Source organism: Adhaeribacter aerolatus, assembly GCF_007991635.1.
Taxonomy (GTDB): domain Bacteria; phylum Bacteroidota; class Bacteroidia; order Cytophagales; family Hymenobacteraceae; genus Adhaeribacter; species Adhaeribacter aerolatus.
The window spans coordinates 15,825-29,026 of sequence record NZ_BJYS01000036.1 but is presented as its reverse complement, the minus strand read 5'-3'; the positions used below and the strand labels follow the sequence as shown (position 1 = coordinate 29,026).

General features: G+C 43.9%; 10 protein-coding genes. 7 read left to right on the top strand and 3 right to left on the bottom strand.

Features of this window, described 5'->3' with window-relative positions:
• The first annotated feature begins 104 nt into the window (after positions 1–104).
• Positions 105–2,441, top strand: a complete 2,337-nt coding sequence (locus AAE02nite_RS20460) for a LysM peptidoglycan-binding domain-containing protein (RefSeq protein ID WP_146902346.1) — start codon at positions 105–107, stop codon at positions 2,439–2,441.
• 240 nt (positions 2,442–2,681) lie between these two features.
• Positions 2,682–3,002 (top strand): hypothetical protein, encoded by a 321-nt coding sequence (locus tag AAE02nite_RS20455; RefSeq protein ID WP_146902343.1) that lies wholly within the window; start codon positions 2,682–2,684, stop codon positions 3,000–3,002.
• 40 nt (positions 3,003–3,042) lie between these two features.
• Here AAE02nite_RS20455 and AAE02nite_RS20450 read toward each other — a convergent pair whose 3' ends face one another.
• Entirely contained in the window at positions 3,043–4,389 is a 1,347-nt protein-coding gene (locus AAE02nite_RS20450) for an MFS transporter (protein ID WP_246151203.1), read from the bottom strand.
• A gap of 230 nt (positions 4,390–4,619) precedes the next feature.
• Here AAE02nite_RS20450 and dnaE point away from each other — a divergent pair, with 230 nt between their 5' ends.
• The gene (dnaE, locus tag AAE02nite_RS20445; protein WP_146902340.1) at positions 4,620–8,246 is read left to right on the top strand and encodes a DNA polymerase III subunit alpha; all 3,627 of its coding nucleotides are present in this window, start codon (positions 4,620–4,622) and stop codon (positions 8,244–8,246) included.
• Between the two features lie 237 nt (positions 8,247–8,483).
• On the opposite strand, the gene AAE02nite_RS20440 is transcribed toward dnaE, so the two are convergent.
• Positions 8,484–9,362 (bottom strand): RHS repeat domain-containing protein, encoded by an 879-nt coding sequence (locus AAE02nite_RS20440; RefSeq protein ID WP_146902338.1) that lies wholly within the window; start codon positions 9,360–9,362, stop codon positions 8,484–8,486.
• Between the two features lie 280 nt (positions 9,363–9,642).
• On the opposite strand from AAE02nite_RS20440, the gene AAE02nite_RS20435 reads away from it, so the two are divergent.
• Both AAE02nite_RS20435 and AAE02nite_RS26870 read left to right on the top strand, forming a co-directional pair.
• Entirely contained in the window at positions 9,643–9,852 is a 210-nt protein-coding gene (locus AAE02nite_RS20435; RefSeq protein ID WP_146902335.1) for a type II toxin-antitoxin system HicB family antitoxin, read from the top strand.
• A 58-nt stretch (positions 9,853–9,910) separates the two neighbouring features.
• Positions 9,911–10,039, top strand: a complete 129-nt coding sequence (locus tag AAE02nite_RS26870; RefSeq protein WP_262713472.1) for a hypothetical protein — start codon at positions 9,911–9,913, stop codon at positions 10,037–10,039.
• Between the two features lie 219 nt (positions 10,040–10,258).
• On the opposite strand, the gene AAE02nite_RS20425 is transcribed toward AAE02nite_RS26870, so the two are convergent.
• Positions 10,259–10,858 carry a DJ-1/PfpI family protein gene (locus tag AAE02nite_RS20425; protein ID WP_146902332.1) on the bottom strand — a complete coding sequence of 200 codons (600 nt, stop codon included), beginning with the start codon at positions 10,856–10,858 and terminating at the stop codon, positions 10,259–10,261.
• Positions 10,859–11,021: 163 nt separating this feature from the next.
• On the opposite strand from AAE02nite_RS20425, the gene AAE02nite_RS20420 reads away from it, so the two are divergent.
• Both AAE02nite_RS20420 and AAE02nite_RS20415 read left to right on the top strand, forming a co-directional pair.
• Positions 11,022–12,095 (top strand): winged helix DNA-binding domain-containing protein, encoded by a 1,074-nt coding sequence (locus AAE02nite_RS20420; protein ID WP_146902329.1) that lies wholly within the window; start codon positions 11,022–11,024, stop codon positions 12,093–12,095.
• Positions 12,096–12,278: 183 nt separating this feature from the next.
• Positions 12,279–12,833, top strand: coding sequence for a pyridoxamine 5'-phosphate oxidase family protein (locus AAE02nite_RS20415; RefSeq protein ID WP_146902326.1), 555 nt, complete (start codon positions 12,279–12,281; stop codon positions 12,831–12,833).
• The last annotated feature ends 369 nt before the right edge of the window (positions 12,834–13,202 follow it).

Genomic DNA, 13,202 nt, shown 5'->3' with positions numbered 1-13,202 from the left:
TCCGGTTGCGTCTGTTTTTGCGCCAGTTGCGGCAAAAACCGAAGAACCGATTGCTTTTAATATTATTTCTTAATCCATAATTTATTCACTTAAAGCCTGTTGTTATGCGAAAAGGTACCATTTTGTTCCTCCTAAGCTGTATCAGCTTCCTGGCTAATGCCCAAAATATTATTGTTCCTTCGGATATTTATTTTGCAGACCAGCACCTGCGGGTAAACGATAGGGGCCGGCAGGAAATACAAAGACAAGTAGATGCCTTAACCAAATACCCGACTTATTTCCAGGCTAAAGTAGACCGGGCCGATACGTATTTCCCGATTATTGAGCGCATTTTCCGGGAAGAAGGCTTACCCGATGATTTTAAATATTTGGCCTTGCAGGAAAGCGGCCTGGTTTCGGATGCGGTTTCGACCTCCAACGCCGTAGGTTTCTGGCAATTTAAAAAAGAAGCCGCCTCGGACCAGAAATTGCAGATAAACCAGGATATTGATGAACGTAAGCATATTATAGAATCTACCCGAGGTGCCGCCCGCTACCTGGTAAAGCACAACAATGTATATTATAAAAACTGGCACAACACGTTGCTCTCTTACAACTTGGGGTTAACCGGCGCTAAAGGTTACGCCAAGCCCAACGATGTAAATAAAAAAGAAATGGATATTACGGAAAGAACGCATCCGTATATTCTTACATTTTTAGCGCACAAAGTAGCTTTCAGTAATTACGTGGGCCGCAACCCCGCGCCAATGATTTTATTGCAGGAAATGACGGCTTCGGCGGGCAAAAGCTTCCGCGAAATTGCGATGGAAACCCAAACCGATGAAGCCGAATTACAAAAATATAATAAGTGGCTGCACGGTCGGGCGGTACCTTACGATAAAACCTATACCGTCCTTATTCCGGTTACCAACCCCGATCAGCAGTCGGTAATATATGCCTCTAACCGTACCGGTAGCCAGAATACCTACGCCGAGCAAACCGGCAAACGCGAATTCCGGAAACAAAATAACCTGAAAGTAATTATTGCCCGCCGCGGCGATACCAAAGATAAACTGGCCGCCGAAGCCGATATGCCCGCCCGTCGGTTCCTGATGTACAACGACATGTATAGTTTCGACCCGATTGTACCCGGCGAAGCCTATTATTTAGAGATGAAGCACAGCAAAGCCGATGCGCCCTACCACGTAGTAAAACAAGGCGAAACCATTCAGCAGGTGGCGCAGCAACACGGCGTAAAAGTACGCTCGCTTTTGTTCTACAACCGCTTAAAAGCCACCGAAACCTTGGCCGAAGGCCGGTTGCTGTGGATGCAGCGCCGCCGGCCGGCCAATACGCCGGTTGAGTTCCAGAAAACGTATCCCGACAATGCTCCGGCACCCGCTCAACCAGGTATTCTGGCCCAAAACGACGATCCGGCAAAAGCCAGAACCGAAAACAAATCTGCTGATTCAAACCGCGAAGAAGAAAAGTCGATAGCGTCGGCTTTGGAAAAACGCTTGAATAAATGGTTTGGCGTGAAAAAGAAACCAGCGAAAGTACAGGAAGTGGAAGTACCCGCCACCCCTGAACCAGTAGCTGAACCCCAGCTAGCAACCAGACCAGCACCTGCAACAACACCTGCGGCAGAAACCACCATAAATGAGGCTGCAACTACCAGTGCGACCCCGAGCCCAGCTGAGCCATCGCTGGATGAAGCCATTGCCCAAACCAACGAAGAAGCCGAAGAGACCGATGATTCTTTATCTGCCAATATCGACAAGCAAATTGAGCCGGTAAATAAACCAACCGCGCCTTTGGTTTACAGCAGAACTAAAACGCCCGCTCCGGTAGCCACCACAACTGCAACTGAAATTAATACCCCTACGGCTACCGATTCGAATGCGATAACTGAAACTACTGCGATAGAAACGCCGGCTCCCAAACCAGCCGTAATATTAAAAGAACCGGTAGCTGCCGCGCCTACTAAAACTACCGCTCCGGCCTCCGTTTACAAAGAGCCGGCTAAGGCTTTGGCGCAGCCAGCATCAAACCCCGGTGTACACGTGGTAACCAAAGGCGAAACGTTATATGCTATTTCCAAGATGTACCAGGTTTCTTTAGAGGATCTGAAAACCTGGAATAATTTGGGTGAAATGCCATTAGCGATTGGCCAGAACCTGAAACTGGTTGCCCCGCCGGTAACATCGGCCAGTTACCCGACTTCGACAGTAAATAAACCGCAGGCACAAACCGCCGATGTTGCGCCTACTGTAGCCAGTAATGGCAGTTATGCCGCTGGTCCGGTTTCCCACACCGTCTCGGCCGGCGAATCGATGTACCAGATTTCCCGTCGCTACGGGGTTACCATTAAAGAAATAATGGACTGGAATAACAAAGCAGATTTTAACGTGAGTCCGGGCGAGAAACTAAAAATTAAACCCAAAGGCGCTGCCCGTAATTAAAAATCCCCAGTAGCTTAAAAACAAGAAGGCCGAATATTTAATTATTCGGCCTTTTTGTTTTTATGTGATACCTATTCAGCCTCCCGTTGCTATAGCAGTTAGCAGCTTAATTCTGATTGTTCTACTTTGTGCACCCGCTAACACCAGAACAGCAGTTCATTAGATGAGTTTTTATTTGCAAACAGTCTTAAAAATTCTTATATTAACATACAGTAAAAGGTAGTATATTATTTGGAGAGCATGAATAATTCAAGAATAAAATTCGTCTTCCTCTTCCTCCTTTTTGCGTCTGCCTTTCTTTTTGGCACTACTTCACTTTTGGAACAGCCGCCTGAGTCTTTCCTGGGAACGGAATCACAAGTAGGCTGGAAAGCTGCTGTATCTACGATTTTGTCGCCTATCAAAATTATTTTAATTGGGCCGCTGTTGCCTTTTATTAATTTTTTGCACCAAGATCCGGATACGCCGCCACCTTTTTTTCTGGTCGGATTTGCTTTTTACTGGACTATTCTGGCCCTAATTCTTCATTATTTCCTTAGTAAAGTAAAACACGCTAGCTAATTTTTGCCAACAATTTACCTGCTCGTAAACGCTATTGCTATTATTGGTCTTCCGGCGGCGTAGTTAAAGCAGTAGCCGATTGCAGGCCGGTAGCCACCTGGGGTAAAATACCCAGGCGTTCGTAAATAGGGCGCACCATTTTGCGTAAGTTGGGCAATTGAATGGCAAACGGAATAATACTGAGGAAGCACATAATACCACAGCCTAAAAAAGTATAGGCCACCCCAATTCTATCGGCCACAGCCCCGGCGATTAAACTGCCAAAAGGTGCCATGCCCATAAAAGCCATCGAGTAAAAACTCATTACCCGGCCCCGCTTGTCATCATCCACAATGGTTTGCAAAATGGTATTGTTGGCGGCCATCTGTACAATCATGCCCAGTCCGGTCATAAATATAAAAATTAAGGCCAGCCACAAACTTTGGGTAAACGAAAAACAAATAAGCCCCACACTCATGAGTAAAGTAGCCCCAATTATTATTTTACCCAACCCAATTACTGAAGAGCGCTGCGCCAAATACAATGCGCCCAACAGCGCGCCAATACCGGAAGCCCCCATTAAATAACCCAGCGTATTAGCCCCCCCGTGCAATATATCGCGGGCAAAAACGGGCATCAGCACGCTAAAAGGCATCCCGAACAAACTAATTAAAGCAATTAACAAAATAATGGCCCGGATGGGCGGAAAACCGAAGGCATAGCCAAATCCTTCTTTTAACGAACGCCAAATTTGGGCATCTTTTTTAGACTGCACGAACGGTGTTACTTTTATTAAAAGCAAAGACAAAATAACGGCTACGTAACTAATGGCATTTATTAAGAAACACATGCCTTCGCCTACGGCCGCAATTAAAATACCCGCTATTGAAGGCCCCACCAAACGCGCCATATTAAACATCGAAGAATTTAAAGCGATAGCATTGCTCACGTCTTCGCGTTTTGGAATTAAACTGACCACAAAAGCCTGCCGGGCGCTTACGTCGAAAGCGTTTACAATACCCAAGAAAACACTTAAGCCAATCAGCCAGGTAGTGGTTGCTCTTTCGGTTAGTACCAGGGTCGCCAGCACGGAGGCTTGCACCATTGATAAAGCTTGCGTAAATATTAAAATGCGGTGGCGGTTAAAACGATCTGATACAACACCGGCAAATGGACCGAGTAAAAAAGAAGGAATTTGGCTGGCAAAACCCAGAATACCCAATAAAAAAACCGAGTCGGTAAGCCGGTAAACAAGCCAGCTCATGGCAATCTGCTGCATCCAGGTACCAATCAGCGAGATGCCCTGGCCGCTGAAAAACAAACGATAATTTTTGTATTGCAAAGCCCGGAACATCTCTGAAAGAGGCACTTGTCGGCGGGTAGTGGTATTAGGAAGGGTGGAACTCATCCGGAATATATTCTTGTTAAACAATTACCTGTAGCGTAGTAAATACGGTGCTAAAACAAATCTGGTAGCATAAAATTTTATTATGGTTGTAAGCCAGATACAAACATTATTTAGCTTGGGCCTAAGCCTAATTTTTATTAATTTTAATATCCGGAAGCTTGCCCCACGGCCAGCTTTAATTGCCCAAAAGCAATTCATCATTCATAATTTTAATTATTAATTTAAGAAGCGTGCCTGATTTCTCGCATTTACACTGCCATACCCAATATTCCTTACTCGACGGACAAGCCAGCATTAGTGCCCTGATGAAAAAAGCCCAGGCCGATGGCATGAAAGCCGTTGCCATGACCGACCACGGCAACATGTTCGGGGCTTTTAATTTTGTGGCCGAGGCCAATAAATACAACGTGAAGCCGATTGTGGGCTGCGAATTTTATTTGGTGGAAGACCGTTTTAAAAAGCAGTTCAGTAAAGAGGTTAAAGACAACCGCTTCCACCAGTTGCTGCTGGCCAAAGACCAGGATGGCTACAAAAACCTGGCTAAGTTGTGCTCGCTCAGCTACATCGAAGGCTTGTACAGCAAGTGGCCCCGCATCGATAAAGAACTTTTGCAGAAATATTCAAAAGGTTTGATTGCTACTTCTTGCTGCATCGGGGCCGAGGTGCCGCAAGCCATTCTTTGGAAAACCGAAGAAGAAGCCGAAGAAATATTCCGGTGGTGGCTCGATTTGTTTGGCGAAGATTATTACATCGAAATTCAGCGCCACGGCCTGCAAAATATTGATAACACCGGTAAAAGCCAGGAAGATATCAACCAGGTTTTACTAAAGTGGGCCAAGAAATACAACGTAAAAACCATTGCTACCAACGACTCGCACTACGTGGAGCAGGACGACTGGAGTCCGCACGATATTTTATTGTGCGTAAACACCGGCGAAGACCAGAGTATGCCCGTTGGCGATTTCTCTACCAAATATTACCGCTTCCTGACTGACAGCAACGAGGTAATTTACGATACCCTGGATAACGTCCGGAGCAAATATTCCAATTACGCTTCGGTGCGGAGCGCTTTAAATAAAATTGACGAAATGGGTACTAAAACCCGTTTTGGTTTCCCGAATGACCAGTTTTATTTCAAGAACCAGGCCGAGATGAATAAATTATTCATCGACGTACCCGAAGCCATTGACAACACCAACGAGATTATAGATAAAATAACGCCGCCCAAACTACAGCGCGATATTTTATTACCCAACTTCCCGATTCCGGCGGACCACGCCGGGCCCGATGCCTTTTTGCGCCACCTAACCTTTGAAGGCGCCAAAAAACGGTACGGCGACATAACCCCCGAAATTGAGGAACGGCTTAACTACGAGTTGCAGATTATTGAAACCATGGGCTTTGCGGGTTACTTCCTCATCGTGCAGGATTTTATTAACAAAGGCCGCAGCATGGGCGTAGCCGTGGGTCCGGGCCGGGGTTCGGCGGCTGGTTCGGCGGTAGCTTACTGCGTGGGGATTACCAATATCGACCCCATAAAATATTCCCTGCTCTTTGAGCGGTTCCTGAATCCGGAACGGGTAAGTATGCCCGATATTGATATTGACTTCGACGACGAAAACCGCCAGCGGGTAATCGACTATGTGGTTGATAAATACGGTAAAACGCAGGTAGCCCAGATTATTACCTTTGGTACCATGGCAGCCAAATCGAGTATTAAAGATGTGGCCCGGGCCTTGGAATTGCCTTTATCCGATGCGAACGAACTGGCTAAAATGGTACCGGATGCGCCGGGCACTACGTTGGCCAAAGCCTTTGAAGAAAGCCCTGAACTTAAAGCTATCCGGGACGGTAACGACTTACGCGCTAAAACCCTGAAGCTGGCCGAAAAACTAGAAGGCTCGGTGCGCAACACTGGTATTCACGCGGCCGGGGTAATTATTGCCCCCGACGATATCACCAACTACATTCCGGTTTCAACTTCCAAGGATTCTGATTTATTAGTTACTCAATTTGACGGGAAGGTAATCGAGTCGGCGGGCATGCTGAAGATGGACTTCCTGGGGCTTAAAACCCTGACCATTATTAAGGATGCGCTGGCGTTGATCAAACGAAACCACGGCGTAGACATTGATATTGATGCCATTCCGATGGACGATGAGAAAACGTACGAACTCTATCAGCGCGGCGATACCATCGGAACTTTCCAGTTTGAATCGGAGGGCATGCGCATGTACCTGAAAGATTTAAAGCCGACCAATATTGAAGATTTAATTGCCATGAACGCCCTTTACCGGCCGGGCCCGATGCAGTTCATTCCGAACTTTATTAACCGGAAACACGGCCGCGAAGAGGTAGATTACCCGCACGAACTCCTGGAACCCATCCTGAATTATTCGCAGGGCATTATGGTGTACCAGGAGCAGATTATGCAAACCGCGCAAATCCTGGCCGGTTACTCACTCGGGGGCGCCGACTTGCTGCGCCGCGCGATGGGTAAGAAGGACATGAAAAAAATGGCCCAGGAGCGGGAGAAATTTATTAAGGGTGCCAAGGAAATACATAAAATACCAGAGAAAAAAGCCTCCGAGGTATTTGATGTAATGGAGAAGTTTGCCCAGTACGGGTTTAACCGCTCCCACTCCGCTGCTTACTCCGTGGTAGCTTACCAAACCGGTTACTTAAAAGCGCATTACCCCGCCGAATACATGGCCTCGGTGCTGACGCACAACATGAACGACATTAAAAAGGTGACGTTCTTTATTGAGGAAGCGCGCAAGCAAGGCGTACAGGTGCTGGGGCCGGACGTAAATGAATCCATTTATAAATTTAACGTCAACCAGGAAGGCGCTATCCGTTTTGGTTTGGGCGCTATAAAAGGCACCGGCGAAGCGGCGGTAGAAGCTATTCTGGAAGAACGGGAGAAGAACGGCCCTTACCAGGATATTTTTGATTTTGCCAAACGGGTAAACCTGCGGGCGGTAAACAAGAAAACCTTCGAGAGCATGGCCCAGGCCGGCGCTTTCGATTCTTTCGAGAAATACCACCGTGCCCAATATTTAGATTTGGCCGAAGGCGAAACCCAAAACCTGATTGAAAAAGCCGTTCGGTTTGGCAATAACCACCAGGCCGAAGCCAGTGCTGCCCAGCAATCGTTGTTTGGCGGTGGCGCTGCGGTAGCCGCTCCGCTGCCCAAAGTACCCGAAGTTGCCCCCTGGACACCGACCGAAAAACTGCGCCGCGAAAAAGAAGTAGTAGGTTTCTATATTTCGGGTCACCCCTTGGACCAGTTCAGCCTGGAAATTGATTCGTACTGCACCTGCTCTTTAGATAAAGTAACGGAGTACAAGGGCAAAGACGTGAACGTAGCGGGTATTGTGTCGAATGTGGTAATCCGGACCTCTGCCAAAAACGGCAACCCGTTTGCCCTGTTTACCCTCGAAGATTACGACTCTACCCTGAACATGGCTTTGTTTGGCGAAGACTTTGTAAAGTTTGCCCAGTACCTGCGCGAAGGCATGTTTGTGTTTATAAAAGGCAAAGTGCAGTTGCGCTACAAAACCGAAGACCAGTGGGAATTAAAACCTGTAAATATTCAGTTGTTAGGCGATTTAACCGATAAAATGGCCAACGGCGTCCGCCTGGATATTGATATTCGAACGCTGAATGATTTGCTGATTGATCGGATTGAGGAAGCCGCTCAAACTTCGCCGGGCGGCAAAAAATTCGAACTCATGCTAAGCGACCCCACCGAACGTATTTCCATCGAAATGTTCTCCCGCAAGTACCGCATCGACCCGAAAACCTTTATTCAGAAGATTAAAGAAAATAATATCGGGACTTGTAAGTTGTTGTAGAATTTGGTGCTGCCAGTAAGTGTCAGGTGAAAAACACCTGACACGGCGGGAAGCTAAGAAGAGTAATATTAATGATTGTAGGTATTTGTATTTTTTTCTACTGTTTAGTGTCAGGTAAAAAACACTTAACATGGCAGGAATTCATAAAATTTTCTTCATAGTTAAAAATTAATTTGGAGATATGATGAATGGTTCTAAAAAGCAAATTCCCCTTAAGAGTAAAATGAATTCAAATTGTTAATAATACTCAATTACTCGTTCTTCTATACTAACAGGATAAGTAGATTCTTCTGGTACAGTAACAGTAAGTTTTGTCCAATTGCCTTTTTCATCATATTTATATTTTACTTCTTTTACTGTTGCAGGTTCTTTTACTTCAACTATACTACCATTATCATCAGTTTTAAATTTTGTACTTAGCTCAGAAATTTCAATACAATTATTTTTATCATCGTATTTAAATTTACTTATATAAGCACTTTCGTTATCTTTAATATATCTTTCTTTTACATTCCCTTTTTCATCATATGTAAATGTTGCTTTATAGTTAAGGCTTTTACCATCTAATTCATATGATAATTCTTCAATCCTATTTCCATTAGTATCATATTTGAAAACAGATTTACCATCAGGGCTACCATTGCCATCGAATACACTTTCTTCTACTAGGTTATTATTATCATCATAACGTTTAATCCATTTAAAAGTGTTTTTAATATCGTTCCCATTTTTTTCAAAAAATAAACGTTCTAATACATTGCCATTATTATCATATTTAGATTCAGCGTAAGCAATAAGTTTATCACCATTGTATCTTTTTTCCTCTTCAATATTACCATTTTTATCATATTTTAAAATTATCTTAACAGTTGAATCAGTAGATTCAGTAATGTATCCATCCTGATTATATTTAACTTTTCTTACATGTTTAGTATATGCACCAGGTGTATCTTCAAGTTTTTGATTAGTGCTAGTGGTCTTTATTGATTTTACTTGTCCTATAATATTATACTTTTGTAAATCATTTTCTTTTTCAGGTTCTGAATTAAGTTCCATTTTGACATTAGAACAATTGAAAAATAATGTTGTTAATAAAAGGAGTAATAAGTTTTTCATAGGATTTCATATAGCTTTAAAAACAATATAGAAAAAAAAACTTAAATTCCAATATGCTCCACCCATGCCGCAAGTTTGACCGGAGCGATAACTTGTGGCTTTTATTCGGCCAGTTTGAAACTGACGAGAGTTGAAAAGTGGCCTATATCGCTGTTCCAAGTTACCGCTACGCTTAAACTTGAAGCATGTGGAGGCATTTAATGTTAACATTTAGATTATAGATACCGGAACATAAAACAGGACTTATGATTTTTCGTTATATCAGAAAAACCCCTTGACCATGATTGGATTAACTTTAGTAATTGAGAAAACAGAAACAGGTTTGGTGGGGCAAATTAAAGAAATGCCTGATGTGCTAACGCAGGGCGCTACCATAGAAGAAGTAAAAGAAAATATTAAGGATGCCTTAGAACTTTACCTCGATTATGTGCGGGATAAGAATTCTAACACCGGCAATATTGTGTATCAGGAACCGCTTGAGTTGGTTTAGGTGAAGCGCGCTAAACTAATTAAGCATCTGGAAGAACAAGGTTGTTATTTGGCCAGGCATGGCGCAGAAACATGATATTTACGCCAACGATACTTTAAATACCCAAACTACCGTTCCTTGCCATCCGGATATAATTGATTTATTAGCTAAAGCAATTTGCAAGCAACTGCAGATTCCTAAAATATAAGATCTCTTCCATAGTATGGCGCGGAAGTTACTTCCGTGACTTTTTAGACTGGCTTATTTCTTGTTATTGAAAAATAAGCCAGAAATATTATGAATGATGTTAGAGCTAGATTATTGAGAGGCACGGAAGTAACTTCCGCGCCATACTGTGCAGCCTATTATTATACTGAGGATTAAGTAACTCTTGGTCGTATAGTTTATGCACAAGCCACAACAAGGGTTAATGTATAACAACCTGTGTTTCCGGTTCTGCCTCTTTTGATTTTTCAAGACAGTTAAATACAAGTCTGTAAAATTCAGGGTGCGACTGCCACGTTTTCCCGGTAATAATTTTTCCGTCCTGTACCGCCTGGTCTGGTGTAACATAAATACCACCACATACTTCAACTTCAAACTTTACATGTTCATAACAAGCTATCTTTCGCCCATCTACCAGGCCTGCGGTTACCAATATCTGAACGCCATGGCAAATAGCAAAAATATATTTATTGCTGTCATTAAATGCTTTAACAATGTTTATTACTCGTTGGTCGTTTCGTAAAAATTCGGGTGCCCTGCCACCAGGAATAAGAAGGGAATGGTATTCAGCAGGATTTACATCATCAAACGAAAGGTCAGATTCCATCAGGTAACCGGGCCGTTCTATATAGGTATCCCAACCCGGTTCAAAATCATGCATCACCAGGTTCATTCGCTTTACAGCAGGTGCTGCAATTACTGGTTGGTACCCAGCCTCCAACAGGCGGTGCGATGCATACAGTATTTCAAAACTTTCACCTGCATCACCGGTTATAATAAGAATCTTTTTATTGTAATTCATAAAACTTATTTAGAAAAAAACTTTAATTATCTGCAATATGGTTTAATTAAAAAAACTACCAAATCAGAACATTAACATTTTTTTCAAATATTTTGTACCGTTTCAGGTATTATCACCCGAAACTATAATTAAGATTTATCTTATTGGTTTAAAAACGAAACATGTGTTAGAAGAGATAGGCAATATCCGGCTCCACAATCAGCAAATTAGCGGTACCAACTTTACAACCGCTCAGGAACTGGTAAGCTGGATGGGTGCCATGCAAGCCCAGGATTTCGCGATGGCTAAATGGGCTCTGGGCGTCCGGCTACCTAATTCCAATGAAACCGAAATAGAAGCCGCTATAAACCAAGGTAAAATTCTCCGAACGCATATTTTGAGGCCAACCTGGCATTTTGTTTCGGCGGAAGATATTTACCCGCTGCTGGCCTTATCGGCACCCCAAATTAAAAGTGCCCTGAAACCATGGCTTAAAAAGCTGGAACTAACAGAATCCCTGATTACTAAAAGCAATGCCGTCATGGAAAAAGCCTTAGCCCAGCCGGAATGTTTAACCCGCGAAGCTTTAGCAACTGAGTTGCGTCAATCCGGAATAATTACCGATAACAACCGGACTTCGCTCCTGCTAATGCACGCTGAGCAGGACGCTATTATTTGCAGCGGCCCGGTTCAAAAAAGCAAACAGACTTACGCGCTGCTAGCCAAACGAGTACCCCACAAGATAACCTTAACCCGCGAAGAAGCTTTGGCAAAATTGGCACACACCTATTTCCAGAGCCACGGCCCGGCCACTTTACAAGACTTTACCTGGTGGTCTGGTTTATCCGTTACCGATGCGCGGAAAGCTTTAGAATTGGTGAAAGCCAATTTTATTTCCGAAACGGTTAACGCTGCTACTTATTGGTTTAATCCGGACCCTGCCAGTTTCACCAACAAACCAACCAGCCCCTATTTTTTACCCGCCTTCGACGAATTAATCATTAGCTACAAAGACCGGACGGCGGCGTTACTGTCAGAACATCATAAAAATGCTATTTCGAATAACGGTTTATTCCGGCCAATGGTGGTTAAAGATGGCAAAGTAATTGGCTTATGGAAGCGCACTATCAAAAAAGATGCTGTCATAATAGAAACCGAATTCTTTGGAACACCCCTTAACGTTACCCTCCCGTTTTTGCAGGAAGCAGCAAAAAAATACAGTAGCTTTCTGCAGAAGAACCCGGATATACGGTTTTAATTTAAAAACCAGATTCAGCAATGTCCGGTGAAAGGATTACGATAAAGCCAGGCAAGCGGACAATTATACCCATCAGGCTAACGGCAATTGCTTTTAACTTAAATCGGTTGTTTCCCTTCTTGCTTATTACTACTTTTCGGGTTCAATGGTATCAATCAGCATCCTTTTAACCGCCACCAACCCATGGGCAAATTTCACGATTCTATTAAGGCAGCGCACCAGGAATTTATTCAGCAGCAGCATATCTTTTTTGTAAGCTCGGCACCTTTAAACCCGGAAGGGCATGTTAATCTATCGCCAAAAGGGCTGGACTGTTTCCGGGTGTTTTCGGAGAGCCAGGTAGGTTATATGGATTTAATCAGCAGTGGCAACGAAACCTCGGCGCATACTTTAGAAAATGGCCGCATTACCTTTATGTTTTGCTCCTTTGCGGGGGCACCACTAATTTTAAGATTGTACGGCAAAGGCAAAACGGTGCTGCCGGGTTCCGACGAATGGGATATTTTTGCCCCGCATTTTAAAATTTACCCAAGCACCCGCCAGTTAATTATTGCCGATATACATTTGGTGCAAACTTCCTGCGGTTTTGGCGTACCCTTGTTCCGCTACGAAGGCGAACGCGACATTCATTTCGACTGGGCCGAGAAAAAAGGCCCGGCCGGATTGGAAGCTTACGTACAGGAAAAGAACCTGGTTAGCCTGGACGGATTACCCACCAACCTGGGCTTACCAGGTTAAATAGTTATCCTAGGCAAGCTGTAATACTTGGTTGGGCAAGGCCCTGTATTTACCATTACCATCACCCCTGAATAATTACAATCGCAACCAGGCCAACCGCTTACAAGCTACTTTACAGCACTTTAGCTTATCCTACCCAAAAGAAATAATACCTTAGCCTCTACATAGGCTTATTTGGCCGGGATTTTGTTAAGTTTGTATTGTGCTGCTAAGAGCGTATACTTGAAGTTTGCATAGGCAAAACTTAGTTTAGGGATTTTAATATAAAAGCTGGCAAAAAATAATTGTTATCGCCGGCACAGGTTTAGCCAACTGCGAGAAAGGCGGTAATTTAGCCTGGCAAAAAATAGAACCGGCAGCGAAATGCAT

Bases quoted from the DNA above. Each gene is read 5' to 3' on its own strand.
- AAE02nite_RS20460 (WP_146902346.1), top strand. From the start codon at position 105: ATGCGAAAAGGTACCATTTTGTTCCTCCTAAGCTGTATCAGCTTCCTG.
- AAE02nite_RS20455 (WP_146902343.1), top strand. From the start codon at position 2,682: ATGAATAATTCAAGAATAAAATTCGTCTTCCTCTTCCTCCTTTTTGCG.
- AAE02nite_RS20450 (WP_246151203.1), bottom strand. From the start codon at position 4,389: ATGAGTTCCACCCTTCCTAATACCACTACCCGCCGACAAGTGCCTCTT.
- AAE02nite_RS20440 (WP_146902338.1), bottom strand. From the start codon at position 9,362: ATGAAAAACTTATTACTCCTTTTATTAACAACATTATTTTTCAATTGT.
- AAE02nite_RS20435 (WP_146902335.1), top strand. From the start codon at position 9,643: ATGATTGGATTAACTTTAGTAATTGAGAAAACAGAAACAGGTTTGGTG.
- AAE02nite_RS26870 (WP_262713472.1), top strand. From the start codon at position 9,911: ATGGCGCAGAAACATGATATTTACGCCAACGATACTTTAAATACCCAA.
- AAE02nite_RS20425 (WP_146902332.1), bottom strand. From the start codon at position 10,858: ATGAATTACAATAAAAAGATTCTTATTATAACCGGTGATGCAGGTGAA.
- AAE02nite_RS20415 (WP_146902326.1), top strand. From the start codon at position 12,279: ATGGGCAAATTTCACGATTCTATTAAGGCAGCGCACCAGGAATTTATT.